Below are 25,515 nucleotides of genomic sequence, written 5' to 3'. Positions count from 1 at the left end.
CATGCTGACGTTGTTTATCAAACGCCCGCGCTTTGCGATGGTGATTGCGCTGGTGATCACCTTGCTCGGGGCCATCGCCCTGAGGCTGATTCCGGTGGAGCAGTACCCGCAGATCACGCCGCCGGTGGTGAATGTGAGCGCCAGCTGGCCGGGTGCCAGCGCGGCAGATGTGGCAGAAGCCATCGCCACGCCGCTGGAAACCCAGCTTAACGGTGTGGATCACATGCTGTACATGGAATCGACCAGCTCCGATGAAGGCGCCTACAGCCTGAACATCACCTTTGCCGCAGGCACCGACCCGGATCTGGCGGCGATTGATGTGCAAAACCGCGTGGCGCAGGCCTTGGCGCAGTTGCCCGCCGAGGCGCAGCAAAACGGCGTCCAGGTGCGAAAACGCGCCACTAACCTGATGATGGGGGTAAGTCTTTACTCACCGGAAGGTACCCATTCAACGCTGTTTGTCAGCAATTACGCCAGCACCCAGGTGCGCGAAGCCCTGGCACGCCTGCCGGGCGTCGGGCAGGTCCAGTTGTTTGGCGCGCGCGACTACAGCATGCGCATCTGGCTGCGTCCGGATCGTATGAACGCTCTCAACGTCACCACGGATGATGTGGCCCAGGCGCTGGGCGAGCAGAACGTGCAGGGTGCGGCAGGCCAGGTGGGGACGCCGCCGGTCTTCAACGGGCAGCAGCAAACGCTCACTATCAACGGGCTGGGGCGTCTCAACGAAGCCGACGCCTTTGGCGATATCATTATTCGCGCCGGTGACATGGGGCAACTGGTTCGCCTGAAAGATGTGGCGACCATCGAGCTGGGATCGCGCAGTTACAGCTCTGGCGCGCAGCTGAACGGTCACGATTCGGCGTACTTAGGCATCTATCCGACGCCGTCGGCCAATGCCCTGCGCGTGGCCGAAGCGGTGCGCGGCGAGCTTGAGCGGCTCTCCACTCGCTTCCCGGCGGATCTGACCTGGGAAGTGAAGTTCGACACCACCGAGTTTGTGGCGGCGACCATCAAAGAGATTGGTGTCTCACTGGCCCTGACGCTGCTTGCCGTGGTGGTGGTGGTTTCCCTGTTTCTGCAAAGCTGGCGCGCGACGCTGATTGTGGTACTGGCAATCCCCGTGTCGCTGATTGGCACCTTCGCGGTGCTCTACACGCTCGGCTATTCGGCGAACACCCTGAGTCTGTTCGCCATTATTCTGGCGCTCACCATGGTGGTGGATGACGCGATTGTGGTGGTCGAGAGCGTCGAAACGCTGATGGCGGAAGGGCAAAGCCGCACGGAGGCGACGGCCAACGCGCTGCGTCAGATTGCCGGGCCGGTGATCGCCACCACCCTGGTACTGCTGGCGGTATTCGTGCCGGTGGCGCTGCTGCCGGGGATTGTCGGCGAGCTGTATCGCCAGTTTGCGGTCACGCTCTCCACCGCCGTAACCCTTTCAAGTATTGTGGCCCTGACGCTTACACCGGCGCTGTGCGCCTTATTGCTGCGCCCGCGCGTCGGGCGTCCTGCGGCGATTTTCCGCGGCTTTAACCGCGCGCTGGACGCCACGCGGCAGGCTTACACCCGTCTGGTGGAGGTCTTTAACCGTCGCCCTGTGGTGGCACTGCTGGCGACTGCCGGTGCGGCGGCCATCGTGGCGCTGAGTTTTACCGCCATGCCAAAAGGGTTCCTGCCGCAGGAAGATCAGGGCTACTTCTTCGCCAGCGTCCAGCTGCCGGAGGCGGCATCCCTGGAGCGCACCGAAGCGGTGATGACGACGGCGCGCGAGCTGATTGCCGCCAATCCGGCGGTGGCGGATGTGATTCAGGTCTCGGGTTTTAATATTCTCAACGGCACCAGCGCCTCGAACGGCGGATTTATCTCGGTGATGCTGAAAGACTGGAGCGAGCGCCCGCCGCTCGACGAGGTGATGGGCGGGCTGCAACGTCAGCTGTTGGCCCTGCCGGAAGCGACCATCATGACCTTCGCGCCGCCGACGCTACCGGGGCTGGGTAATGCCTCCGGGTTCGATCTGCGTATTCAGGCCCAGGCAGGGCAAAGCCCGGCGGAGCTGGAGCGCGTCACCCGCGAGGTGCTGGCGAAAGCCAACCAGCATCCGCAACTCACCCGCGTGTTTACCACCTGGAGCAGCAACGTACCGCAGCTGACCCTTGAGGTGGATCGCGAGCGCGCAGCACGTCTGGGTGTGCCCGTGAGCCGCATCTTCAGCAGCCTGCAAACCGCCTTTGGCGGCACGCGCGCCGGGGATTTCAGCATTAATAATCGCGTTTACCATGTGGTGATGCAAAACGAGATGCAGTGGCGTGAGCGTGCGGAGCAGATCAGTGAGCTTTATGTGCGCAGCAATAACGGCGAGCGCGTGCGTCTGAGCAATCTGGTGACTATCACCCCGACCGTCGGTGCGCCGTTTGTACAGCAGTACAACCAGTTCCCGTCAGTGTCGGTGAGCGGCTCGGCGGCGGCAGGCGTGAGCAGCAGCACGGCAATGGCGGCGATGGGTCAGTTGCTGAACGATACTCTGCCCGCCGGGTATGACTACGCGTGGAGCGGTATGTCGTATCAGGAGCAGCAGACGGGCAATCAGGCGATCTGGATTGTGCTGGCGGCGGTGGTGATGGCGTGGCTGTTCCTTGTGGCGCAGTACGAAAGCTGGACCTTGCCCGCAAGCGTGATGCTCTCGGTGCTGTTTGCCATCGGCGGCGCGCTGGTCTGGCTGTGGGTTGCAGGCTTTGCCAACGACGTGTACGTGCAGATTGGGCTGGTGTTGCTTATCGCCCTGGCGGCCAAAAACGCCATTCTGATCGTCGAGTTTGCCCGCGCGCGGCGCATAGACGGCATGGCGATTGTCGATGCCGCCCGCGAAGGGGCGTCGCGCCGCTTCCGCGCAGTCATGATGACCGCCGTGTCCTTTATTATCGGCGTGCTGCCGATGATGCTGGCCTCCGGTGCGGGGGCGCAGAGCCGCCGCATCATCGGGACCACGGTGTTCAGCGGGATGCTGGTGGCGACCGTGGTCGGGATTGTCTTTATCCCGGCGCTGTTCGTGCTGTTCCAGCGTCTGCGCGAGTGGGGGCACTCACTTACGGGTGAGTAGTCCACAGCTCGCAGTGTTTTTGTACCAGCGAGATCAGCGAACCGCCGTCGGCGATAAAATCCCGCATCCGCTGCGCCTCGCTTTTGCCCTGTTTTAACATCAGGGCAATTTCCGCAATCGCGCTTGTCGCGCCCACCTTATCGGCTGATGGCGCGACGCGCTCCAGCAGCCACTCGATATCCTCGGCAATGGTTTTTTGTTCGCCGCTGTTCACGTCGGTCAGCAGGCCATCCAGCCCATAGCGGCATGCCTGAAAACGGTTGAAGTTATAGAGCAGGGCGTCCTGCGGCTGGTGCTTGTACGGGCGTTCGGTTAGCAACCAGTGCGACGTGGCCTGAATCAGCCCGGCGATGTTAATCGCGTGCGCCAGAGTCAGCGGCGTATCCATCACCCGCACCTCAACGGTGCCAAAATGCGGGCTGGGGCGGATGTCCCAGTGCAGATCTTTGATGCTGTCGATGGTGCTGGTATAGCTAAGGCGGCGAAACAGCCCTTCGAACTCCTGCCAGTTATTCACCCACGGCATTTTGCCGTTATCTGGAAACGCCGAGAAAATATTGAGCCGCGAGGAGGCGAATTGGGTATCGCTGCCCTGCATGTAAGGCGACGAGGCAGAGAGGGCGATAAAGTGCGGCACAAAGCGCGAAAGACCATGCAGCAAGTAAATCGCCTCATCACCGTTTCGGCAGCCGACGTGAACGTGCTGGCCGAAAACCGTCGCCTGCAAAATCAGATAGCCAAACATCTCCAGCGTGCGGTTGTAGCGCTCGTCGTCGCACACCTCCTGACGCTGCCACTTCTGAAACGGATGTGTGCCGCCGCCACAGATCTGAATATGCTGATCCGCCGCCGCGCGCAGGATCGCCTGCTGCATCGCGGAAAATTGCGCCGCCGCCTGATGAATGTCCTGGCACACGCCGGTGGCGATTTCGAGCATACTCTCGGTGATATCATGTTTGACCTCACCGGCCTTGATATCGTTTTTCACGGCGGCAATCAGCGCCGAAGAGTCCTGGCTGAGATCGTACCCCGGCGGGTTCACCACCTGCAGTTCGAGTTCAATACCCAGCGTAAAAGGGTCGGATACATGGAAGTCGGGTAGGGGCATGGCGCGCTCCGGTTGCGGGGATGAAATGAGTATAGACATCTCCTGCAAGCGGCGTGATTTGCGGCACTGATTAGGCCGATGCGGTGGCTATGCGTGAAATAGGGTAACCCGTAGCAGATGCCAGCGCGGCTACGCGTTTAAAAGACGGATTCCCATTTGGAGAGAGTGATTTGTAGAGCGATTCACGGGAAACCCCCGCGCGCTTCGCGACAGCAGTCATGCCTCCAGTGGCTTCAATAACGTGGCGTAGTGCCAGCATGAATGCCTCGTAACCCCCTTCTTCATCGATCTCAATTAATGCCTGGTGAAGATAGACAGGGGCAAATGCCGGATCGTCTTTCAGCAGTTGTACCATCGCATCATCGTGGAGAATGGATTTAGCCATTATTTCCTCTCATTACCTTGCTTTGTAGTCGTTAAGATAGATTAACGCAGTAGTAATATCGGCGTTTTGACTCTTCTTCGTCCCGCACAACAACACCAGATTTACGCTGCCATCACTGGAGTCTGTTACATAACTAAAATACACCCGATACCCCGGCCCTTGAGCGATCCGCAACTCTGATATACCGTCGCGACACACTTTACAATCTCCGTAGTTGCCGGTTGCCATTCGGGCGATGCGTGTCGCTATCATGGCTTTGGCTATCGGGTCTTTGATACTGCGAAAGTACTCGTCAAAAGGGTTACGGTCGTCAGCCGTTTTATAGTGCTTCACTATCGGCATGATTGTAGCCTGTGATTAACACTCATTTATTGTATCCTATAAGTTACGATTTACAAGATAAACGCCTTTATAGCAGATTCTATCTGCCCGGCACCTCGGGGAAACATCATCAGTGTAATGGCGAGTAAATCGATAACTACCTATTTTTTAAAGCTAATCTTCGGTTTGCGAGGCGCGTTCCAGAGAAGAAACGCCGGTTGACGGTTACACTTCACCTGGCTAATACCGAAGCGGTACGTAGGCCCGTGTAAGCAACTTTCCCACCGGGCGATGGACTCGCATCCCACAAATTTATCGTCCAGACTTAACCCAAAGACGTAGTCTGCGCAGGCAATGTGCTTTACACTGCGCGCTGCAAAATTTGTGTTGATAAACGATTAATCAGGCGGTAATGGCGATGAACGGAACGATCACAACGTGGTTTAAAGATAAAGGCTTTGGATTTATCAAAGATGAAAACGGTGACAACCGGTATTTTCATGTGATCAAAGTTGCCAATCCTGAGCTGATTAAGAAAGACGCGGCGGTCACGTTTGAACCGACGACCAACAACAAAGGCTTGTCCGCGTATGCGGTGAAAGTGGTGCCGGAAAGCAAATACATCTATATCGCGGGCGAGCGTATTAAGCTGACGTCGATTAAATCTTTCCTGGTCTACAGCGAAGAAGTGCCTGCAGACTCGGGCATCGATAAAGAAAATGCGGTGCTGTCAGTCGGCCTGCTGCTGAACAATATCCGTCCGAAATCTGCGGCGAAACCGGGTGAGATGCGCTCGGTGAAGAAACTGGCGATCACCACCTTCCAGGGGACGACGCTGATCTTCTCTGAAGATGAGATCGACATCGAGGCCACGGTGAAACTCCTCAAGTGATCCTGTGCCGAAATTCTGTGCCATTCATCTGCAGAATTTCGGCCTCACTCCTGCCTCAGTGCGCCGTGATGTACGGCTCCTTCACAAAATCGGTCAGCAGCCAGACCATATCATGCAGCAGCCCCGTTAACTCTTTTGCCACATTCGGTGGCAGAGTCCCTGCCAGAATGGCGTTCGTCAGCGCCTGAATGTAATCCAACAGCGTGGCGGTTTCTTGCCACAGATCCGGCACGTTTGAGCTGATTTTCTCGCCCTTGATCAGTTGCTCAATCAGGTACGGTGGAAGATCTTTATCGCACAGTTCGCGCAGCTGGTTGAGCGCTTGCAGTAAACGCTCGCACAAGGCTTCGCGCGTTTTGCTGTCGTGGGTTTCGACCAGCACGCACACAAATGAGGCGCAGAGATCGGCCACCTGGAATAAATCCGCCGTTTGCGGGAGCGGGGCGGTGAGAAGCTGCTGAATAACGCTTTCGTCAGATTGCGCGTAAAACAGGGTTGGGATAGTAGCCATTTGGCATCCTCATTATGCATGAAATTAATTGACCACCCTGTAAGTCCCTGCGCTCAGGGAGGGGCAGCGCTGACGGAGGTAGGAATACCGTGCACAAAGAAAACGGCCAGCGTTTGCTGCTCCGCCAGCGCCACCGTAAGTTAACGGGGTATGCGCTGTCGCGAAAAAAGTTATCGCTTTATGCCAACGGGTTCCTACGCCCGGTCGCGGATAAACCGCAACGCAGGCACTTTACGACCGAGGAAGGGCAAATAAAAGGCTAAACCCTGAGTTTCACAAGGTTACTTTTCGATTTGCGAGGCGCTTTCCAGAAAACACCTGTCGGGCGGTAGCCGGTCTGAAAGGGCAGACACTGGCCCACGTGAAACCTACCCCATCCGGTGCTCGCCGTTTCGCATCGCTTCACGATCAAATACCCGTTGAATCTCGCCGTGCGCCATAAACGCCGCGCGGTCTGACATATGCGCAATCACATCCGCGTCGTGGCTCACCAGCAGATAGGTCATACCGTGCTGCTGTTTCAGGCGGTTCAGCAGATTCAGGATCTCCGCCTGCACCGACATATCCAGCGCCGAGGTTGGTTCGTCCAGCAGCAAGAGCTGGGGGCGCAGCAACAGGGCGCGAGCAATCGCCACGCGCTGACGCTGGCCGCCAGACAGCTGATGCGGATAACGCTGGCCCGCGTCAGCCGACAGCCCCACCTGCTGCAACGCGTCGGCTACTTTCTCTGCAATCTGTGTTTCACCGTGAATTTTTAGCGGTTCAGTCAGCGTGCGTGAAAGGGTGTGATTCGGATGCAAGGACGCCCACGGATCCTGAAACACCATCTGCACGTTGCGCCGCAGCGCGCCGGTAAACCGGGCGTCGGGTTTCAGGTTTTCCCCGAGCAGCGTCACGTCGCCGCGCCACTGGCGTTGTAGCCCGGCCAGCACGCGCAGAATGGTCGATTTTCCGCAGCCGGACTCCCCGATAAGGCTGAAAGTTTCCCCTTTTTCGATGGCAAAGCTGGCCGACGATACCGCCGTTTTTTCGCCGAACGCCACCTGCAACTGACGGACATCAACGAGTGCCATGGTGTATCTCCTTGCGATCCAGCGTCGGTAACATTTGCCCATAGGTGCTGGCATCCGGGCGGCAGGTCCACAGCGTGCGGGTGTAGGGATGCGTGGCCTGCGGCAGTTCCCGCGCGGTCATCTCATCGACGTTTTCGCCCTGATACATCACCAGCACGCGGTCGCAATGTTCAGCCACCAGCGGTAAATCGTGACTAATCAGTAACATCGCCATCTGACGCTCCTCGCACTGCTTCACCAGCAGTTCGAGGATTTGATTGCGCAGACGCGCGTCGAGGGCCGACGTGGGTTCATCGGCAATCAGCACCTGCGGATTATTGATGAGCGCAATGGCAATCATCACCCGCTGGCCCATCCCGCCGGAGAGTTCACCGGGATAGCTCGTCAGCACGCTCTGCTCCAGCCCGACGGCGTGGATGATGTCGCGAATACGCTCCTGCCGCTCCTTGCGGGAGAGAGACTGATGCAGCGTCAGCGACTCTTCGAGCTGCGCGGCGACGTTTTTGGCCGGGTTGAGCGCATAGCGCGGGTCCTGTAGCACCATCGCAATGCCGTTGCCGCGAAGGCGCTGCCAGCCGCGATTACTCATGGTCAGCAGATCGTGGCCCAGCACGTTAAGCTGCCGGGCACTGACCACGCCGGGCCTGCGTACCAGGCCCATCAGCGCCCTGGCCGACATGGATTTACCGGAGCCGGATTCGCCCACTAACGCCAGCCGTTCGTTGCCGAGGGTAAAACTCAGGTTGTTCACCACACGCGCGGCGGGGTAGTCGATATTCAGCGCATCGACGATAACGCGGGAGTCAGTCATGTTGCGGCTCCAGAATGTCGCGCAGGCCGTCGCCCAGCAGGTTAAACGCCAGGCTGGCGAACAGGATCGCGCCGCCAGGAATAGCGGCGATCCACCATTGATCGAAAATCACCTGCATGCCGTCGGCGATCATCGCGCCCCATTCGGCCATCGGCGGACGCGCGCCCAGACCCAGGAACCCCAGTCCGGCGGCGGCCAGAATAATGCCCGCCAGATCCAGCGCCAGTCGCACAATCGCTGACGGCAGGCAGAGCGGCAGAATATGCCCAAGCAACAGACGCCCGCCGCGAATGCCCATCATCTCGGCAGCCGCCAGATAATCGCTGTGACGCAGACGCTGAATTTCACTCCGGGCCTGACGTGCATAGGCCGGCCAGGTGGTGAGCGCCAGCGCCAGCGCGCCGTTCACAAGGCCAGGGCCGAGCATGGCGACAAAGGCAAAGGCGAGGATCAGACGTGGCATCGACATCACCACGTCGGTAAAACGCATCAGCACACGCTCCAGCCAGCCGCCGTAGTAGCCTGACAAAATCCCGATCAGCAGCCCGGTGGGCAGGGTGATGATCGTCACCAGCGCCACCAGCCCAAGAGCGGGACGGCTGCCGTAGATCAGGCGTGAGAGCAGATCGCGCCCGAAACTGTCCGTGCCGAGCCAGTGCGTGGCGTTCGGTGCCTGCAGGCGTGCCGCCGCGTTCTGCCAGTTCGGATCGAGCGGAGCGAGCCACGGAGCAAACAGCGCGATCAGCAGCAACAGAACGATTGCGATAAGCCCGCAGAACGCAGCGGGAGAGCGGCGCAGTCGGCGCAGAAAAAGATAAAAAGGCATCAGCGCACCCTGGGGTCGGTGGCCCGCACAAGCAGGTCGGTCAGATTATTTATCAGCACAAAACAGACGCCAATCACCAGCGTACCGCCCATGATGGCGGTGGTATCGCCCGCGAATAACGCGGTGGTGAGATAGCGGCCAATGCCCGGCCATGAGAAGACGGTTTCGGTCAGCACTGCGCCTTCGAGCATGCTGGTGTAGGCCAGCGCGATCACCGTCAGTAGCGTGCTGCGAATATTAGGCAGCACATGGCGCAGCAGAATGGCCATCTCTCCCGCACCTTTGGCGCGCGCGAGCAGGATGTACTCTTTGTTCATTTCGCTGAGGCACGCCGAGCGCGTCAGGCGGGTGATGCTCGCCAGGGAATAGTAGGCCAGCAGCAGCACCGGCAGCACCAGGTGGCTGAGGGCATTTTTAAACGCCTCGCGGTCCCCTGAAAGCCAGGTATCGATCAGCGCAAAACCGGTGCGTGGCTCCACGGTGTATTGCCAGATATCGTCCAACCGGCCCGGCCCGGCGCTCCATTGCAGCTTCGCGTAAAACAATGCCAGCATGAGCAGTCCCAGCCAGAAAACAGGCACCGAGTTACCGAGCAGGGTGAGGGTGCGGATGATCAGATCCAGCGGTGAACCGGCAAAACGCGCACACAGCACTCCTGCAATAATTCCGAGCACGGAGCCGATAATCAGCGCCAGCGTGGCGAGTTCCAGCGTGGCGGGAAATGCGTGCAGCAGATCCTGCAATACCGGCTGTCCGGTGGCGCTGGCGGTGCCAAGATCGCCGTGAAACAGGTTCAGCAGGTAATGCCAGAACTGCACCGGCAGGGGCTGATCCAGCCCGAGCTGGTGACGAACCTGATCGTACGTCGACTGGCTGGCGTGATCGCCGACGATCTGCAAGACACGATCGACGGGGGAAAATGCGGAGAGCGCAAAGGTGACGAGCAGCAGCCCGAACAGCGTGAGGAGCAGGGTGAAAAGGCCCTGAACAACACGCATCACGTGGGAAGATAGAGGTGGCATGGAGAGAGCGTTATTCCTTTTGCCCGGTGGCGCTGTGCTGGCCGGGCCGACGTTTCACTGTGTTGTAGGCCGGGTGAGGCGAACCCCACCCGGCCATCAGGGCAGATTATTTAGTCACTTTATCGTACCAGACCATATCGGCATTCAGCCCTTGCTGGTACCCCTTCACATTATCGCGCACCACGATCTGGGTTTTGCCCTGATCGACAAACACGTACGGCGAATTATGCTGCAACTCCTGCTGCATTTTGGTGTACAGATCCAGGCGTTTTGCCGGATCGGGCTCGGCCACCGCGGCCAGCGTGGCTTTGGTCAGCTCGGGGATTTTCCAGCCGTTAAGACCGGCCACGGTGCTGGATTTTCCGTCGTTCCAGGCAAAGGCACTGGCATTGGAGTGTGCATCGAAGTAATCCGGAATCCACAAGCGAATCGCCGCCTGGTGCTGCTTGGCGCGCACGCGCGCATACACCTGGCTGCCCGCAGCAGGCAGCAGATCCACCTTCACACCGCCCTGGGCGAAGCTCGCCTGCATTGACTGCGCGATAGTAATAAACGGCGGTTTGTTCTCCACGTCCAGCGTGAAGTGCGCATCTTTAATACCCGCTTTGGCGAGGATCGCTTTCGCTTTGGCCGGATCGAATTTGAACGGATTATCTTCCAGCGCGCCCGGCAGCCCGACTGGCAGGAAGCTCTGATGCACAAAATACTGGCCCTTCAGCAGATCCTTAGTGATCCCGTCGTAATCCACCAGCCAGCGCGACGCTTCCCAGAACGCTGGGTTGTTCAGCAGCGGGTTAGCGCTGTTTCCGGCGTTAAACACCAGGTAGTTCTGCTCGGCAGACGGGATGCTTAACACCTTCACACCCGCTTTGCCTTCCAGCGCGCTGATTTGGTCTGCGCCCAGATCGCGGGCCACATCCGCATCACCCTGCTGAATCAGCAGACGGCGAGAGGCCGGGTCCGGGACGTTTTTAATAATGATGCTTTTAAGCTTCGGCGCGCCGCCAGGGGCGGTGTCGTTAGCTTCCAGCACGATGGCCTGATGCGGCTGGTAGACGCGCATTTTGTACGCGCCGCTGCCCGCCGAGTGCATTTTCAGCCAGGTGTTACCGAAGTCATTGTCTTTCACATTCGCTGAAACCAGCTTTTCATCGACGATAGAGGCGATCGGCGTGGAGAGAATATTCAGCGCCACCGCCGGGCTGACGTCAGCCGTCCAGTGCAGTTGCAGCGTGTGGTCATCCACTTTTTTCAGCTGGCTGGCGATATTGCCCGGCTCCCAGCCCAGCACGTTCAGAATAAAGGCCGGGGATTTGTTCAGGGTGATGGCGCGGGTGTAGGAGAAAATCACATCTTCCGGGCGCAGCGGGTTGCCGGAGGCAAATTTGGCGTCAGGCTTGAGTTTGATGGTCAGGGTTTTCGCTGCTGCGTCTGCTTCCCAGCTTTCCGCCAGAATTGGGGAGATTTTTGCCGGATTATCGCGGTCGGGCTGCACCAGACGCTGGTACAGGCTCGGCACGGTCTGGATGCTGGAAAGCTCGTTGGCTTCCGCGGGATCGAGGCTGACGATATCATCAAGCCCCTGAGCGACAACCAGCGTATTCGGCGGAGTAGCGGCGTTGGCGGCGGCTGACAGCGCGGCCAATACCAGTAACGGCAGCAGTTTTTTCGTCATAGCGATCCCTGAAAGAAAATGTGTTGTGATTGTTTTTGGCATCGCTACGTTAGGCCTGCCGTGAAAATCCTCAAAGTCTAAATTCTGCTTTGCTTATGCCATGGGGATATAACGCATGCAGATTGGCTATTAAGCGCTTTCCTTCACGCAGGGCTTTTCGCCTGCTTTTTGTCCTGATATAACAATTGCATTACATATCAGGGAGTCGCGGGCGTGCCGGAAATTAATCAACATGGTCAAGTCGTAAACGATATTGTTCCCCACTGGAAAGGTGCCTCGGTGTTGCGTCGCACGCCGCTGAACGGGCGATTCTGTCGTCTGGAGCCGCTGGACGCCACGCGGCACGCCGTGGATCTGTTTGACGCGTATGCTCTGGGCGATGACAGCGACTGGACCTGGCTTGCCAGCACGCAGCCGGAGAGCATCGACGCCACCGCGCACTGGCTGTTGGGCAAGGTGATGGACGATGCGCTGGTGCCTTACGCGGTCATTGATTTACGTTCAGAGCGTGCGGTTGGCGTGGTGAGTTATATGGCGATTGAGCGGCTGATGGGGTCGGTGGAGATCGGCCACGTGACCTGGTCGCGTCAGATGAAAAACTCTCCCATGGGAACGGAAACGGTCTGGCTGCTGCTGCAAAATGCTTTCGAACATCACTACCGCCGCGTGGAGTGGAAATGCGATTCGATGAATGTGGCGTCGCGGCGCGCGGCAGAGCGGCTGGGGTTTGTCTGGGAAGGGCGGCTGCGGCAAAAACTGATCCGTAAAGGGCGCAACCGCGACAGCGATATGCTTTCCATCATTAATACCGAGTGGCCGGAGCGCGACGCCGAGCTGCGCGCGTGGCTGGCGGCGGAGAACTTTGACAGCGAAGGGCGGCAGATCCAGCGCCTGGAAGCGTTCAGGCAAGGGGTTGCGGAGGATATTCCCCGTTAAACTGCCCGACGGCTCCATGTAATTTTATGAAGAAATAAATAGCGGGTTTTGAAAGTAACAGGGAAGGCGGGTTAACGCTGAGGCGAATTATTCGCAGAGCAGCGTTATCACGCCGACGTTTTGCTGGCACCAGTTAAAGTGAAAAGCGTGGTTGTGCGAAAAACCGGCCAGTGGGCGAGCCAGCGACAGGGTGAGCGTGCTGCGAGTCATCGCCGTCACGCAGGCGCTGTCAAAACCCATATAGGCGTTAACGCGCGGGAACAGGGCTTTAAACAGGCTCTCTTTGGCGCTGAAGACCAGCGTCAGGGCGAGGGCAAACGGATATCCCGCGCCCAGCAGAACACGCTTTTCCTGCTCGTTGATAATCCCGTCCTGAATCTCTACGGCTTCCTTTTCTGCAATCAGCGCTTCGCAGTCAATCCCCACCAGTGCGTTGTCGCGGCGCACCGCCAGCGCCAGCGCCTGGGTGCTACTGTGAGAAATACTGCCCGCAAAACCGGTTGGCCACAGCGGTTCGCCGTTCGCGCCGATACCGGGCACCGTGGTGATGCCAAAGGGCTGTAGCGCCTGGACGGCGGCGATGCGTCCGGCGAGGTGTTCCGCTTTGCGTTTGGCAGAGGTGTGGCTGAGGTCGGCGTGATGAGGCAGCCAGAGCAGATCGGCGTGATCAAAGGTGGAGGGATCGAAATCAATGCGGTGCAGCGAGACGCCGCCGAGTGTCAGCAGGCTGTGTGTGGTGTGCATCGGTCCCCCTGATAGAAAAAGCCCCCTTCGATGGAAGAGGGCTTACAGTCTATCAGAAGTGGGTGTTAACGCTCATGTACCAGGTACGACCCGGTTCGTTGTAGGTGTAAGCACCTGCACCGTACATGTACGCGCCCGTGGTGGCATTCCCGGTGGTCTGGGCATTACCTGCACGCCACTGGCGTTTGTCGAAGACGTTATCCACGCCGCCGGTCAGGCTGACGTATTTGGTCACGTCCCAGGTCGCGCTCAGGCCCACGATGCTGTACGGGCTGACTTCGTCTTTTTCAGACCCGCTCACCGGCTGGCCTTTGTAGTTGTATTTCTTCGGCTGCTGCTTGCCGTACCAGGTGAAGGTCGACTGCACCGACACATCCTGCTGTACCTGCCAGCTCAGGGTTGAGTTCAGCGTGTACTCCGGGATGATCGACAGACGATCGCCGGTCTCTTTGTTCTTACTTTGCAGCATGTAGGTGATGTTGTTGGTCCAGTTGACAGCATCCGTCACCGGCACGTTTAAGGAGCCTTCCAGCCCTTCTACGACGGCTTTCGGCACGTTTTCCCACTGGTAAATATCGGTGGAGACTTTGCCGGTAGAGGTCTGGCCGATTGGCGCATAGCCCGCTTCGATTTTGTCGCGATAGTCGTTACGGAACCAGGTTGCACCCGCCAGCCAGCCGTCGCGTTTCCACTCGAGGCCAATTTCTTTGTTGATGCTGGTTTCGGCTTTCAGATCGTCGTTACCCATCATGTAACAGCCGACGCCGTCGCCGCTGGCGTAGCAGCCCTGGCCTTTGCTGTAGAGCAGGTAGTTCGGGTTGGTCTGGTACAGGCTCGGCGCTTTATACGCCCGGGCGATACCCATCTTCAGCGTGAAATCATCCCCCAGACCTTGCGACAGGTTCAGGGACGGGCTCCAGTTGTTACCCACAATAGTGTGATGATCGAAGCGCAGCGCCGGGGTCAGCATGGTGCTGTCGGTCAGCTCCATGTTGTTTTCGGCGAACAGGGAGAAGATCTCCGCTTTCGAGTACGGGCTACGATCGTCGCTCATGCCAGGGATCGCGCCGCCCTGCTGGGTCTGAGAGTTAGAGGCGTAATCCTTCATGCGCTGCTGGTTCCACTCGGTCCCCAGAGTCAGGTTCTGGTTGACCAGGAAATCGAACGGCAGGTTAACTTCGCTGTGCAGGGTGACGTCGGACAGATCCGTATCGGTAAATTTGTCGCTGTTGAACAGTCCTTCCAGACCGCCCGCCAGCCCTTCGCCGAGACGCGAGTTACGGGTGTGCTCGTATTGTGCCCAGTTGCTGGTGGTCACGCCGTTATCCCAACCGCCGTTCCAGGTCACCGCCCAGTTCTGGCGGTAAATACGGTTGGTCTCTTTGCCGTAATTCTTCTTCACCAGCCCGTTCGAGCTGTTGTCGTTGTTGGTGTTCTGGGTATCGCCCGCGTAGAGGTTATTCTGGCGGCTGTAGCCCGCTTCAAATTCCAGGGACTGCATTGGCGCGAAGTCCCAGCGCACCACGCCGTTGATATCTTTGTTTTCCACACCTTCACGACCGGCCGGCAGGGTATCGGCATACATTCCGGTACGGTCGGACTGATGGCCCTGGTTGATATCCCATGCGTCGGCCTGGGTTTTGTCCAGATTACCGAACATGCGGAAGCTGAAATCGCCGCCCAGCGGGCCGCTCAGGCTGAAGTTGGTGCGCTTGGTGGAGCCTTCGTCTTTATGCTCCGGCGCGTTCAGGTAGGTGTTCCACGAACCATGCCACTGGTTGTCGAATTTCTTGGTGATGATGTTCACTACGCCACCCGCTGCGCCGTTACCGTAGCGCGCGGCCGCCGGGCCACGAATGACCTCGATGCGCTCGATCATCTCAGGCGGTACCCAGCCGGTGTCGCCGCGCGTATCACGCTCGCCGCGCCAGCCGAGACGGATGGAGTTACGGCTGGTGACGGGTTTGCCGTCGATCAGAATCAGGGTGTTTTCCGGGCCCATGCCACGAATATCAATCTGGCGGTTGTTACCGCGCTGACCGCTGGTGGAGTTACCGGTCAGGTTAACGCCCGGCATGGTACGAATGATTTCGGCCACGTCGCGAGCGGGAGGATTTTTACGAATTTCATCAGCCGTGATGGTTGAAACGCCCGGCGCCTGCAGGTTTTGCTCGGCGGCGGTGATCACCATAGTATCTTCGTGCGCGGCACTGCTGGTGGTTTTGTCGTCTGCCATGGCTGGCATGGCCACGCCGTAAATCCCCAGATTGACCAGCAAGGCCAGGGAGTGAATCTTCTTATTCATTGTACGTCCTGCTTTTCGTTGCCGCGTCCCCTTGGCTCCATTCCCTAACGGGAGAGGAGGCGGCATGAATTATCACCGGCACGTTGCGTAAGCAGCCCTGTCCTCGAGCGCACACAATGCGTGGCATGGTTATTTTATGAGCGCGCTTCCCACAGCGCGGGCACTACGCTATTGCAAATGCAAATAGTTATCAATAATATTATCAATAATTTTTGTCATATAACAAAAAAGACGCGAAAAACATGAGGTTAAACGGGTGACGGCGCTAACAACGGGAAGTGATGCCTGGTGGCAGTCAAAAAAAGGGCCGGAAGCGGTCCGCGAAGGGGATAATTATCGTGTCACTTTCTGGTGGCGCGATCCCGGCGGAACGCAACTCACCTCGACGGTGCAGCGGGTGTGGATCTACATCACTGGCGTCACGGATCACCATCAAAATGCGCGTCCCCAGTCGCTCACGCGCCTTCCCGACACCGACGTCTGGCAGTGGCAGGGGGAATTCAGCCCTGAGTGGCGCGGCAGCTACTGTTTTATTCCCTCCGAAAACGCCCAGGATTTCGACCAAACCGTCTTCACCGCCGACGCGCCCGATCGCATGGCGCTGCGTGAGGGCTGGCGCAAACTGCTGCCAAACGCGATTGCCGATCCGCTGAATGCCCAGAGCTGGCGCGGCGGACGCGGCCATCCGGTGTCGGCGCTGGAGATGCCGAATGCGCCCGTTCAGCCTGGCTGGAATCATCCCGAAACGCCGTATTCTGCGCCGCACTGCATTCAGTGGCACAGCTCGCGTCTGGGGAATTCGCGCCGGGTGTGGATCTTCACCACGGGCGAGGAGCGCGTAGCCGAGCGCCCGCTGGCAATTCTCCTCGACGGCCAGTTTTGGGCCGAAAGTATGCCCGTCTGGCCCGCCCTAACGGCGCTGACAAACGAGGGGCAACTGCCTCCGGCGGTCTACGTGCTCATTGATGTGATCGATACCGCCCATCGCAGCCGCGAGCTGCCCTGCAACCCCGATTTCTGGCTGGCGGTGCAGGATGAATTACTCCCGCAGATTCACGCCATCGCGCCTTTCAGCCCACGAGCTGACCACACGGTCGTCGCCGGGCAAAGTTTTGGCGGCCTGTCCTCTCTGTACGCCGGGCTTAACTGGCCGCAGCGTTTTGGCTGCGTGCTCAGCCAGTCTGGCTCCTACTGGTGGCCGCATCGCGGCGCGCAGCAGGACGGGCTGCTAATCGAACAACTCAAAGCGGGTGAAAAATCCGCGCAAAACCTTCGCATCGTTCTTGAGGCGGGCCAGCGCGAGCCGCTGATTTTCCGGGCCAATCAGGCCATTTACGCCCAACTACAACACACACAGCAGTCGATTTTCTGGCGTCAGGTTGACGGCGGACATGATGCGCTTTGCTGGCGTGGCGGGCTGACGCAGGGGCTTATTACTCTCTGGCAGCCACTCATTCACTAACGCCAGGCAGGCGATTTTTTTCGACAGGAGTTTGGTATGGAATTCAGTAATCCCTTCGACAATCCGCAAGGGCAGTTCTCTGTGTTGCAAAACGAAAACGGTCAGTACAGCCTGTGGCCCGCGCAGTGCGCACAGCCTGCGGGCTGGCGTGAAGTGTGCGCCCCGCAATCCCAGGAGGCCTGCCAGCACTGGCTGGCAGAAAACTGGCAGACGCTGATCCCGTCCTTTTTTGCCGAGGAGAACGTATGAGCACGCATCTTCCTCTCGTGGCCGCCCAGCCGGGTATCTGGATGGCAGAACAGCTCTCCACGCTGCCTAATGCCTGGAGCGTGGCGCACTACGTTGAACTCAACGGCGAAATTAACGCGCCGCTGCTGGCGAAAGCGATTGTCGAAGGCATGATGCAGGCCGACACGCTGCGCACGCGCTTTAGCGAAGACAACGGCGAAGTGTGGCAGTGGATCGATGACGCCATGACGTTCGCCGAGCCGCAACGGGTCGATCTGCGCGACAGCGCCGATCCCCATGCCGCCGCCGTGGCGCTGATGGAGGCCGATCTTCAGCAAAACCTGCGCGTCGAGAGCGGCCAGCCGCTGGCGTTTCAGTGCCTGATTCAGGTGGATAAACACCGCTGGTACTGGTATCAGCGCTATCACCATTTAGTGGTTGATGGCTTCAGTTTCCCGGCGATTACGCGCCAGATCGCCGCCATTTACGCGGCCTGGTCGAAAGGCGAGCCGACACCGCCCACGCCGTTCACACCTTTTGCCGAGGTGGTGGAAGAGTATCAGCGCTATCGCGACAGCGACGCTTTTCAGCGCGACGGCGCATTCTGGGCCGAGCAGCGTAAACAGCTGCCGCCGCCCGTTTCGCTCTCCCCCGTGCCGCTGCCGGGGCGTGCTGCCACGACCGATATTTTACGTCTGAAGCTGGTCGCCGATCGTCGCGCATTCAGCCAACTGACGGCCTCCTGCCCGCAGGTGCAGCGCACGGATCTGGCCCTCGCACTGGTGGCCCTGTGGCTCGGGCGTTTAACCGGACGCATGGACTACGCGGCGGGCTTTATCTTTATGCGTCGCATGGGATCGGCGGCGCTCACCGCCACCGGCCCGGTGCTGAACGTGCTGCCGATGGCGGTCAACATTAACCCGCAGGACACGTTGCCGGAGCTGGCCCTGCGCCTGGCGAATCAGCTGAAAAAGATGCGCCGCCATCAGCGTTACGACGCCGAGCAGATTGTGCGCGACAGCGGCCGCGCCGCAGGAGACGAAGCGCTGTTTGGCCCGGTGCTGAACGTGAAGGTCTTTGATTATCAGCTGGATATTGATGGCGTTGAGGCTGTCACCCATACGCTGGCGACCGGCCCGGTGAACGATCTCGAACTGGCGCTGTTCCCGGACGAGCAGGGCGGTTTGAGCATTGAAATTCTGGCGAACAAACAGCGCTATGACCAGGCAACGCTCACTCGCCACGTGGCGCGCCTGAATGCGCTGCTGGCGCAGTTTGCCGCCAATCCGGCACTCGGCTGCGGCGAGGCGGAAACCGTCTCGGAAGCGGAGTATCAGCAGCTGGCGCAGATCAACGATACAGGCGTGATGCTCAAGGCGACCACCCTGAGTGCGCTGGTGGCAGAACAGGCGCGCAAAACGCCGGACGCCCCGGCGCTGGCGGATGCCCACCATGCGCTGAGCTATCGTCAGATGCGCGAGCAGGTCATCGCGCTGGCGACGCTGCTGCGTGAACGCGGGGTTAAACCCGGTGACAGCGTGGCGGTGGCGTTGCCGCGTTCGGTGTTCCTGACTCTGGCGCTGCATGGGATTGTCGAGGCCGGAGCCGCCTGGCTGCCGCTCGATACGGGTTATCCCGACGACCGCCTGCGGATGATGCTGGAAGATGCGCGCCCATCGCTGCTCATCACCACCGACGATCAGCTCCCGCGTTTTAGCGACGTGCCGGGCCTTGATAGCCTGTGCTACGACGCACTGCTGCCTGCGAACGGCAGTGAACCGCTGAACCTGAGCACGCCGGAACAGACGGCCTATATTATTTTCACCTCCGGTTCGACCGGACGTCCGAAAGGGGTGATGGTCGGGCAAACCGCCATCGTTAACCGCCTGCTTTGGATGCAAAACCACTACCCGCTGGACGCGCAGGATGTGGTCGCACAGAAAACGCCGTGCAGCTTTGACGTCTCCGTGTGGGAGTTCTGGTGGCCGTTTATTGCCGGGGCAAAACTGGTGATGGCCGAACCGGACGCCCACCGCGATCCGCTGGCGATGCAGCACTTCTTCGCCCACTACGGCGTGACCACCACGCACTTTGTGCCGTCGATGCTGGCGGCATTTGTTGCCTCGTTAACACCGGAAAATGCGCATTGTTGCGCGAGTCTGAAGCAGGTGTTCTGCAGCGGTGAAGCGCTGCCAACAGATCTGTGCCGCGAGTGGGAAGTGCTCACGCATGCGCCGCTGCATAACCTCTACGGCCCGACGGAAGCGGCAGTGGACGTGAGCTGGTATCCGGCCTTTGGCGACGCGCTGGCGGCGGTGTCAGGCAACAGCGTGCCGATTGGTTTCCCGGTGTGGAATACCGGCCTGCGGATTCTGGACGCCATGATGCGCCCGGTGCCGTTCGGGGTGGCGGGCGATCTCTATCTGACGGGCATCCAGCTGGCGCAGGGCTATCTGGGCCGTCCGGACCTGACCGCCAGCCGCTTTATCGCCGATCCTTTTGCGCCGGGCGAGCGGATGTATCGCACCGGTGATGTCGCCCGCTGGCTGGACAACGGCGCGGTGGAATACCTGGGGCGTAGCGACGATCAGCTAAAAATTCGCGGTCAGCGTATTGAGCTGGGTGAAATCGACCGCGCGATGCAGGCGCTGCCTGACGTGGCGCAGGCGGTGGCCCATGCCTGTGTCTTTAATCAGGCGGCCGCCACGGGTGGCGATGCGCGTCAGCTGGTGGGTTACGTCGTTTCCGAATCCGGCCTGCCGCTGGATCGCGAGGCCCTGCTCGAAGCACTCAAAGCGCAGCTTCCGCCGCACATGGTGCCGGTGGTGCTGCTGCAAATCAGCGAACTGCCCCTGAGTGCCAACGGGAAGCTCGACCGCAAAGCACTGCCGCTGCCGGAGTTAACCAGCAAAGCTTCGGGCCGCGCGCCGGAATCGGACACTGAAATTGCAGTGGCGCAGGCGTTCTCCTCGCTGCTCGGCTGCGAAGTAAATGATATCGAAGCGGATTTCTTTGCCCTCGGCGGCCACTCGCTGCTGGCGATGCGTCTCGCGGCGCAGCTCAGTCGTGCGTTCTCCCGCAAAGTTACGCCGGGGCAGATTATGGTCGCCTCGACGGTTAATCAGCTCAGCACGCTGCTGGAGTCGACCATCAGCGATGAGCAGGCTCAGCGTCTGGGGTACGAAACCCTCCTTCCGCTGCGCCAAAGTACGGGCCCGACGCTGTTCTGCTTCCACCCGGCGTCCGGTTTTGCCTGGCAGTTCAGCGTGCTGGCGCGCTACCTCAGCCCGCGCTGGTCAATTACCGGTATCCAGTCGCCAAGGCCCGATGGCCCGATGGCGCAGGGCGCGACGCTCGATGCGGTGATCGAACATCATCTGCAGACGCTACGCACTCAGCAGGCGAAGGGACCCTATTATCTGTTCGGGTACTCGCTCGGCGGAACGCTTGCACAGGGTATCGCGGCACGTCTGCGTGAGCAGGGCGAAGCGGTAGCGTTCCTCGGCCTGCTGGATACCTGGCCGCCGGAAACGCAAAACTGGGCGGAAAAAGAGGCTAACGGGCTGGACCCGGAAGTGCTGGCCGAGATCGAACGCGAGCGCGAAGCGTTCATGGCGGCCCAGCAGGGGCAGGCGTCCGGCGAGCTGTTTAGCGCTATCGAAGGGAACTACGCCGATGCGGTGCGACTCCTGACCACGGCCCACAGTTCACGCTTTGACGGCAAAGCGACGCTGTTTGTCGCCGAACGCACGCGCACCATGGACCCGCAGCAGGCGTGGGCCCCGTGGGTGGGTGAGCTGGAGGTCTATCGCCAGGATTGCGCCCACGTGGATATTATCTCTCCGCAGGCGTTTGAGCAGATTGGGCCGGTGTTGAAGGGCATTTTAGGGTAAGCACAGGTTTCTGCCCTCTTCTCAGGGAGAGGGCAGAAATGAGAGGCGTCAGACCGCGCGTTTCCCCAACGGTACCACCAGCGGCGTACCCGCCACCGGATCGTCAATAATCATGCAGCGCATGCCGTAAATCCGCTCGATAAGCTCCGGCGTGACAATCTCTTTCGGCGCACCTTGTGCCACAATCTTCCCGTCGCGAAGCGCAATCAGGTGCGTGGCGTAGCGGCACGCCTGGTTGAGGTCGTGCAAAACTGCCGCGAGTGTATACCCCTGGGTGCGGTTCAGATCGCTCAGCAGTTCCAGCAGATCGATTTGATGGCTGATATCCAGCCAGGTAGTTGGTTCGTCGAGCAGCATGATCGCGGTTTCCTGCGCCAGCACCATCGCAATCCACGCGCGCTGCCGCTGGCCGCCGGACAGCGTATCGACACTCTGCGTCGCCAGATCCGTAATGCCTGTTGCCTGCATCGCGCGCGCAACGGCCTCTTCATCCTCTTTGCGCCAGCGGGTAAACAGCGGCTGATGCGGATAGCGTCCGCGAGCCACCAGCTCGTGCACCGTGATATCCCCCGGCGTGGTGGCGTTTTGTGCCAGCAGACCAATCCGGCGCGCGACCTCTTTGCTGGCAAAACTCTGGATCTGCTCGCCGTCGAGAAACACGCTGCCGTGCTGGGGCGTCATCAGGCGGCTCAGGGTGCGCAGCAGGGTCGATTTTCCGCAGCCGTTCGGGCCGATAATCGCCGTGAAATGGCCGTCAGGAATCGAGACGCTCAGGTCGTCGACCACGATTTTTTTACCGTAGCCGAGGGTCAGTTTTTCGCCGCGCAAGCGGGAGGTGATGGCATTCATTTCTTGCGGGACTCCTGGACTAACAAGACGATGAGGTAAATCCCGCCAAGACTGACGGTCACCACCCCCACCGGAAGTTGATAAGGCATAAACAGCTGCTGGGCGCAAAGATCGGCGGCCAGTAAAAGTAATGCGCCGCACAGGGCTGCCTGGGTTAGGCCCCAGCGCGCGGTGCCGCTGATGCGTCGCGCAATGTGCGGAGCGACCAGAGCAATAAACGAAATCGGGCCCGCGATGGCGGTGGAGGCAGCGGTTAACACCACGGCGACCAGCATCAGGGTCAGGCGCGAACGCTCCACGCTGACGCCCAGCGCACAGGCGCTGTCATCGCCCATCTCCAGCAACCGCATTCGGCGCACCAGCAGCCAGGCACAGATAAACATCAGGGCGATAATCGGCGTGGTGGGCAGGGTTTTGGCCCACGTCAGGCCGTTGAGCGAACCTGCGTTCCACAGCCCCGCAGAGAGGGACGTTTCCAGCGAGGCGTGCAGCAACAGCCAGGTGTTGAAGGCCATCAGCATGGCGCGAATGCCGATGCCGATAATGATCAGGCGGAAGGTTTCGATGCCGTTGCGCCAGGCGAGCGCCCAGACCAGCAGCGAGGTGAGAATACCGCCCGCCATCGCCGCAAACGCAATGGCCGTCAGATGCTGGCCAAACAGCACCATCGCCACCAGCACGCCGCTCCATGCCCCGGTGTTGAAGCCCATCACGTCCGGGCTGCCGAGAGGGTTACGCAGCAGAGACTGGAAAATCGCGCCGCTCACACCCAGCGCGGCGCCGACCACAATCGCCATCATCACGCGCGGCAGACGCCACTCCGTCACAACCATGGTGATATTGCGCGGTGCGCTGCCGGTGAGGGCGTTAAACACCTGGCTGAAATCGAGGGGCACCGCGCCGCTGCGCAGACTCCAGACGGCAATCAGCAGGCTGGCGGCCACCAGCAGCAGGCAGGAGAAAACTAAACGTCGGGACGGGGCCATCACAGGGCACCTCCGCGCTGGCGTCGAACCAGGAAAATCAGCACCGGCGCGCCAATAAAGGCGCTGACCACCGAGACGCGCAGTTCGCCCGGTACCAGCACGCGGCCCAGAATATCGGCAAACAGCAGCAGCGTCGGCGTAGCGAGCAGCGTGACCGGCAGCAACCAGCGGTGATCGGCCCCGACAATCCAGCGCGCCATGTGCGGCATCATCAGGCCAATAAAGGCAATCGGGCCGACGACTGCCGTTGCGCTGCCGCACAGCACGGTGATCGCCAGTAAACCGAGCAGCTGCGTACGCGCCACGCGACTGCCGAGCGCGGTAGCGGTGTCGGTTCCGAGACTCAGGCTGTTCAGCGCCCGGCTGGAGAAGAGCGCGATGGTGGCGGCGATCAGCACCGGCAACGTCACCACTTTCAGGGTTTGTAGTGTGCGAATATCCAGCGAACCGGCCTGCCAGAAGCGCAGCTGATCCCAGACGTCCGGGTTGAGCAGGGCGATGCCGCTGGACAGACCTTCGAGTACCGCGCCGAGCGCCACGCCCGCCAGCGTCAGACGGACCGGGCTAAGCTGGCCGCCGCCCTGGCTGCCGGTAAAGGCCACCAGCAAGGACGCGGCGAGGGCACCGCAGAAGGCCATCAGGAGTTGTTCGCCGGGGGAGGAAAAACCAAACAGCGCCGCGCCGAGGACGATAGCAAAACTGGCACCGGCGTTAACGCCGAGAATGCCGGGGTCGGCGAGGGGATTACGGGTCAGGGTTTGCATCAGCGCACCGGCGAGGCCAAGCGCCGCACCGGCCAGCAGCCCGGCAAGGGTGCGCGGCAGACGGGCGTCCAGCACAATAATGCAGTCTGCGCGTTGGCAAGTACCGGACAGGGCATCGACGATCGTGGATGCGGGCAGCGGTTTCGCGCCAATCAGCAGGCTGAGTGCAACAGCAAGAATGAGTAACAACAATAAAACGGGCACGGCAGCATCGCGCACCGTCAAAGAGGAAGACGACATAGCAACATCCATGATTTGATAATGATAGTAATTATCGTTATCTATCTTATTTGGCTATGTTAGCATGTGCGGCCATGGAATTGGTAGAAAGTTAGACCACAAGGCCTTGTCATGAATCAAAAATCCTGGCTGCTCAACCTCAGCCTGTTGAAAACACATCCGGCGTTTCGCGCCGTGTTTATCGCCCGTTTTATCTCCATTTTATCCCTTGGCCTGCTTGGTGTTGCCGTACCGGTGCAGATCCAGGCCATGACTCACTCCAGCTGGCTGGTCGGGCTTTCCGTCACATTAACGGGCAGCGCAATGTTTATCGGCCTGATGGTCGGCGGCGTGCTGGCGGACCGCTACGAGCGTAAAAAACTGATCCTGCTGGCGCGCGGCACCTGCGGCGTGGGCTTCGTCGGGCTGTGCCTGAACGCCTTGCTGCCGGAGCCGTCGCTTATCGCCATTTACGCGTTAGGGCTGTGGGATGGTTTTTTTGCCTCGCTGGGTGTGACGGCACTGCTGGCGGCGACGCCAGCGCTGGTTGGGCGTGAAAATCTGATGCAGGCCGGGGCGATCACGATGCTCACCGTGCGTCTGGGTTCGGTGATTTCGCCGATGGTCGGCGGCCTGCTGCTGGCGACCGGGAATGTTGCCTGGAACTACGGCCTGGCGGCGGCGGGGACCTTTATTACCACGCTCACCTTGCTGCGTCTGCCGCTGTTACCCCCTCCGCCGCAGCCGCGCGAACACCCGTTAAAATCGCTGATGGCGGCGATCCGTTTTCTGTTCAGCAATCCGCTGATTGGCGGGATCGCGCTCCTCGGCGGGCTGCTGACGATGGCGAGCGCCGTGCGCGTGCTTTATCCGGCGCTGGCAATAGAGTGGCAGATGAGCGCCTCGCAGATCGGCCTGCTGTACGCGGCGATCCCGCTCGGTGCGGCGTTTGGCGCCCTGACCAGCGGCAATCTGGCGCACAGTGCGCGGCCTGGACTCATCATGTTGTCGGCGACGCTGGCCTCGTTTATCGCCATCGCTTTCTTTAGCCTGATGCCATTCTGGGCGCTGGGCGTGGTGTGTCTGGCGCTGTTTGGCTGGCTGAGTGCGGTGAGCTCTTTGCTGCAATATACCCTGATTCAGACCCAGACGCCGGAAGGCATGCTCGGGCGGATCAACGGCCTGTGGACCGCGCAGAACGTCACGGGCGATGCAATTGGCGCGGCAATTCTAGGCGGGCTGGGGGTGATTATGACCCCGGTGGCGTCGGCGAGCAGCAGCGGTTTTGTGTTGGCCATCGTCGGGGTGATTTTATTGATGACGCTGGCAGAGTTACGCCGGTTCCGTCAGGAACCCGTTGTGATTGAAGAAGTATAAAATGCAGTGCCCGGTCAGGCGTAACTGC

General features: G+C 60.0%; 20 protein-coding genes and 1 pseudogene. 7 read left to right on the top strand and 14 right to left on the bottom strand.

Annotation, left to right across the window (positions count from 1 at the left end; all coding sequences use genetic code 11):
* The first annotated feature begins 1 nt into the window (after nucleotide 1).
* On the top strand, nucleotides 2–3,100 hold the full coding sequence (locus F153LOC_RS05570; RefSeq protein ID WP_102104224.1) for an efflux RND transporter permease subunit: 3,099 nt from the start codon (nucleotides 2–4) through the stop codon (nucleotides 3,098–3,100).
* On the opposite strand, the gene F153LOC_RS05565 is transcribed toward F153LOC_RS05570, so the two are convergent.
* From F153LOC_RS05565 to F153LOC_RS05555, 3 genes are all read right to left on the bottom strand, one after another.
* Nucleotides 3,087–4,208, bottom strand: coding sequence for a YbdK family carboxylate-amine ligase (locus tag F153LOC_RS05565; protein ID WP_102104223.1), 1,122 nt, complete (start codon nucleotides 4,206–4,208; stop codon nucleotides 3,087–3,089). The genes F153LOC_RS05570 and F153LOC_RS05565 overlap by 14 nt on opposite strands.
* A gap of 70 nt (nucleotides 4,209–4,278) precedes the next feature.
* Nucleotides 4,279–4,593 carry a DNA-binding protein gene (locus tag F153LOC_RS05560; protein WP_100777291.1) on the bottom strand — a complete coding sequence of 105 codons (315 nt, stop codon included), beginning with the start codon at nucleotides 4,591–4,593 and terminating at the stop codon, nucleotides 4,279–4,281.
* Between the two features lie 12 nt (nucleotides 4,594–4,605).
* A complete protein-coding gene (locus F153LOC_RS05555) occupies nucleotides 4,606–4,935 on the bottom strand; it encodes a type II toxin-antitoxin system RelE/ParE family toxin (RefSeq protein WP_100777290.1) in 330 nt (109 codons plus the stop codon).
* A 391-nt stretch (nucleotides 4,936–5,326) separates the two neighbouring features.
* Between F153LOC_RS05555 and F153LOC_RS05550 the strand changes: the two genes are divergently transcribed.
* A complete protein-coding gene (locus F153LOC_RS05550) occupies nucleotides 5,327–5,806 on the top strand; it encodes a cold-shock protein (protein WP_102104222.1) in 480 nt (159 codons plus the stop codon).
* 55 nt (nucleotides 5,807–5,861) lie between these two features.
* On the opposite strand, the gene F153LOC_RS05545 is transcribed toward F153LOC_RS05550, so the two are convergent.
* The 6 genes from F153LOC_RS05545 to F153LOC_RS05520 all read right to left on the bottom strand — a co-directional run bounded on the left by F153LOC_RS05545 (nucleotide 5,862) and on the right by F153LOC_RS05520 (nucleotide 11,724).
* On the bottom strand, nucleotides 5,862–6,317 hold the full coding sequence (locus tag F153LOC_RS05545) for a hypothetical protein (protein ID WP_100777288.1): 456 nt from the start codon (nucleotides 6,315–6,317) through the stop codon (nucleotides 5,862–5,864).
* Nucleotides 6,318–6,685: 368 nt separating this feature from the next.
* The gene (locus F153LOC_RS05540; protein ID WP_102104221.1) at nucleotides 6,686–7,390 is read right to left on the bottom strand and encodes an ABC transporter ATP-binding protein; all 705 of its coding nucleotides are present in this window, start codon (nucleotides 7,388–7,390) and stop codon (nucleotides 6,686–6,688) included.
* A complete protein-coding gene (locus tag F153LOC_RS05535) occupies nucleotides 7,377–8,201 on the bottom strand; it encodes an ABC transporter ATP-binding protein (RefSeq protein ID WP_102104220.1) in 825 nt (274 codons plus the stop codon). The genes F153LOC_RS05540 and F153LOC_RS05535 overlap by 14 nt, the downstream gene beginning before the upstream one ends.
* Nucleotides 8,194–9,027, bottom strand: a complete 834-nt coding sequence (locus F153LOC_RS05530; protein WP_102104219.1) for an ABC transporter permease — start codon at nucleotides 9,025–9,027, stop codon at nucleotides 8,194–8,196. Before F153LOC_RS05530 ends, F153LOC_RS05535 begins: the two co-directional genes overlap by 8 nt.
* The gene (locus tag F153LOC_RS05525; protein ID WP_102104218.1) at nucleotides 9,027–10,049 is read right to left on the bottom strand and encodes an ABC transporter permease; all 1,023 of its coding nucleotides are present in this window, start codon (nucleotides 10,047–10,049) and stop codon (nucleotides 9,027–9,029) included. The genes F153LOC_RS05530 and F153LOC_RS05525 overlap by 1 nt, the downstream gene beginning before the upstream one ends.
* Nucleotides 10,050–10,155: 106 nt before the next feature.
* Entirely contained in the window at nucleotides 10,156–11,724 is a 1,569-nt protein-coding gene (locus tag F153LOC_RS05520) for an ABC transporter substrate-binding protein (protein WP_102104217.1), read from the bottom strand.
* Nucleotides 11,725–11,937: 213 nt separating this feature from the next.
* On the opposite strand from F153LOC_RS05520, the gene F153LOC_RS05515 reads away from it, so the two are divergent.
* The gene (locus F153LOC_RS05515) at nucleotides 11,938–12,660 is read left to right on the top strand and encodes a GNAT family N-acetyltransferase (RefSeq protein ID WP_102104216.1); all 723 of its coding nucleotides are present in this window, start codon (nucleotides 11,938–11,940) and stop codon (nucleotides 12,658–12,660) included.
* 87 nt (nucleotides 12,661–12,747) lie between these two features.
* Here F153LOC_RS05515 and entD read toward each other — a convergent pair whose 3' ends face one another.
* Both entD and F153LOC_RS05505 read right to left on the bottom strand, forming a co-directional pair.
* Nucleotides 12,748–13,404, bottom strand: a complete 657-nt coding sequence (gene entD, locus F153LOC_RS05510) for an enterobactin synthase subunit EntD (RefSeq protein ID WP_102104215.1) — start codon at nucleotides 13,402–13,404, stop codon at nucleotides 12,748–12,750.
* A 52-nt stretch (nucleotides 13,405–13,456) separates the two neighbouring features.
* Nucleotides 13,457–15,709: a TonB-dependent siderophore receptor gene (locus tag F153LOC_RS05505; protein ID WP_100777281.1), complete on the bottom strand. Its 2,253-nt coding sequence runs from the start codon at nucleotides 15,707–15,709 to the stop codon at nucleotides 13,457–13,459.
* Nucleotides 15,710–15,959: 250 nt separating this feature from the next.
* Between F153LOC_RS05505 and fes the strand changes: the two are divergent.
* The 3 genes and pseudogenes from fes to entF all read left to right on the top strand — a co-directional run.
* A pseudogene (gene fes, locus F153LOC_RS05500) lies at nucleotides 15,960–17,171 on the top strand (enterochelin esterase); the annotation flags it as partial.
* Between the two features lie 36 nt (nucleotides 17,172–17,207).
* Nucleotides 17,208–17,420, top strand: a complete 213-nt coding sequence (locus F153LOC_RS05495) for an MbtH family NRPS accessory protein (protein WP_100777279.1) — start codon at nucleotides 17,208–17,210, stop codon at nucleotides 17,418–17,420.
* Complete coding sequence (gene entF, locus F153LOC_RS05490) at nucleotides 17,417–21,292, top strand: enterobactin non-ribosomal peptide synthetase EntF (RefSeq protein WP_102104213.1); 3,876 nt, start codon at nucleotides 17,417–17,419, stop codon at nucleotides 21,290–21,292. The genes F153LOC_RS05495 and entF overlap by 4 nt, the downstream gene beginning before the upstream one ends.
* A gap of 48 nt (nucleotides 21,293–21,340) precedes the next feature.
* Here entF and fepC read toward each other — a convergent pair whose 3' ends face one another.
* The 3 genes from fepC to fepD are packed head-to-tail and all read right to left on the bottom strand — an operon-like array spanning nucleotide 21,341 to nucleotide 24,131.
* Nucleotides 21,341–22,141, bottom strand: a complete 801-nt coding sequence (gene fepC / locus F153LOC_RS05485) for an iron-enterobactin ABC transporter ATP-binding protein (RefSeq protein ID WP_100777277.1) — start codon at nucleotides 22,139–22,141, stop codon at nucleotides 21,341–21,343.
* Entirely contained in the window at nucleotides 22,138–23,130 is a 993-nt protein-coding gene (gene fepG / locus F153LOC_RS05480; protein ID WP_102104212.1) for an iron-enterobactin ABC transporter permease, read from the bottom strand. Before fepG ends, fepC begins: the two co-directional genes overlap by 4 nt.
* The gene (gene fepD, locus F153LOC_RS05475) at nucleotides 23,127–24,131 is read right to left on the bottom strand and encodes a Fe(3+)-siderophore ABC transporter permease (RefSeq protein ID WP_102104211.1); all 1,005 of its coding nucleotides are present in this window, start codon (nucleotides 24,129–24,131) and stop codon (nucleotides 23,127–23,129) included. The genes fepG and fepD overlap by 4 nt, the downstream gene beginning before the upstream one ends.
* Nucleotides 24,132–24,242: 111 nt before the next feature.
* Between fepD and entS the strand changes: the two genes are divergently transcribed.
* The gene (gene entS / locus F153LOC_RS05470) at nucleotides 24,243–25,487 is read left to right on the top strand and encodes an enterobactin transporter EntS (protein WP_100777274.1); all 1,245 of its coding nucleotides are present in this window, start codon (nucleotides 24,243–24,245) and stop codon (nucleotides 25,485–25,487) included.
* The last annotated feature ends 28 nt before the right edge of the window (nucleotides 25,488–25,515 follow it).

The organism is Lelliottia sp. F153 (assembly GCF_002870005.1).
GTDB lineage: Bacteria > Pseudomonadota > Gammaproteobacteria > Enterobacterales > Enterobacteriaceae > Enterobacter > Enterobacter nimipressuralis.
The sequence above is the reverse complement of the archived record's forward strand: the minus strand, read 5'-3'. Positions and strand labels throughout refer to the sequence as shown.

Bases quoted from the DNA above. Each gene is read 5' to 3' on its own strand.
- F153LOC_RS05570 (WP_102104224.1), top strand. From the start codon at position 2: ATGCTGACGTTGTTTATCAAACGCCCGCGCTTTGCGATGGTGATTGCG.
- F153LOC_RS05565 (WP_102104223.1), bottom strand. From the start codon at position 4,208: ATGCCCCTACCCGACTTCCATGTATCCGACCCTTTTACGCTGGGTATT.
- F153LOC_RS05560 (WP_100777291.1), bottom strand. From the start codon at position 4,593: ATGGCTAAATCCATTCTCCACGATGATGCGATGGTACAACTGCTGAAA.
- F153LOC_RS05555 (WP_100777290.1), bottom strand. From the start codon at position 4,935: ATGCCGATAGTGAAGCACTATAAAACGGCTGACGACCGTAACCCTTTT.
- F153LOC_RS05550 (WP_102104222.1), top strand. From the start codon at position 5,327: ATGGCGATGAACGGAACGATCACAACGTGGTTTAAAGATAAAGGCTTT.
- F153LOC_RS05545 (WP_100777288.1), bottom strand. From the start codon at position 6,317: ATGGCTACTATCCCAACCCTGTTTTACGCGCAATCTGACGAAAGCGTT.
- F153LOC_RS05540 (WP_102104221.1), bottom strand. From the start codon at position 7,390: ATGGCACTCGTTGATGTCCGTCAGTTGCAGGTGGCGTTCGGCGAAAAA.
- F153LOC_RS05535 (WP_102104220.1), bottom strand. From the start codon at position 8,201: ATGACTGACTCCCGCGTTATCGTCGATGCGCTGAATATCGACTACCCC.
- F153LOC_RS05530 (WP_102104219.1), bottom strand. From the start codon at position 9,027: ATGCCTTTTTATCTTTTTCTGCGCCGACTGCGCCGCTCTCCCGCTGCG.
- F153LOC_RS05525 (WP_102104218.1), bottom strand. From the start codon at position 10,049: ATGCCACCTCTATCTTCCCACGTGATGCGTGTTGTTCAGGGCCTTTTC.
- F153LOC_RS05520 (WP_102104217.1), bottom strand. From the start codon at position 11,724: ATGACGAAAAAACTGCTGCCGTTACTGGTATTGGCCGCGCTGTCAGCC.
- entD (WP_102104215.1), bottom strand. From the start codon at position 13,404: ATGCACACCACACACAGCCTGCTGACACTCGGCGGCGTCTCGCTGCAC.
- F153LOC_RS05505 (WP_100777281.1), bottom strand. From the start codon at position 15,709: ATGAATAAGAAGATTCACTCCCTGGCCTTGCTGGTCAATCTGGGGATT.
- F153LOC_RS05495 (WP_100777279.1), top strand. From the start codon at position 17,208: ATGGAATTCAGTAATCCCTTCGACAATCCGCAAGGGCAGTTCTCTGTG.
- entF (WP_102104213.1), top strand. From the start codon at position 17,417: ATGAGCACGCATCTTCCTCTCGTGGCCGCCCAGCCGGGTATCTGGATG.
- fepC (WP_100777277.1), bottom strand. From the start codon at position 22,141: ATGAATGCCATCACCTCCCGCTTGCGCGGCGAAAAACTGACCCTCGGC.
- fepD (WP_102104211.1), bottom strand. From the start codon at position 24,131: ATGTCGTCTTCCTCTTTGACGGTGCGCGATGCTGCCGTGCCCGTTTTA.
- entS (WP_100777274.1), top strand. From the start codon at position 24,243: ATGAATCAAAAATCCTGGCTGCTCAACCTCAGCCTGTTGAAAACACAT.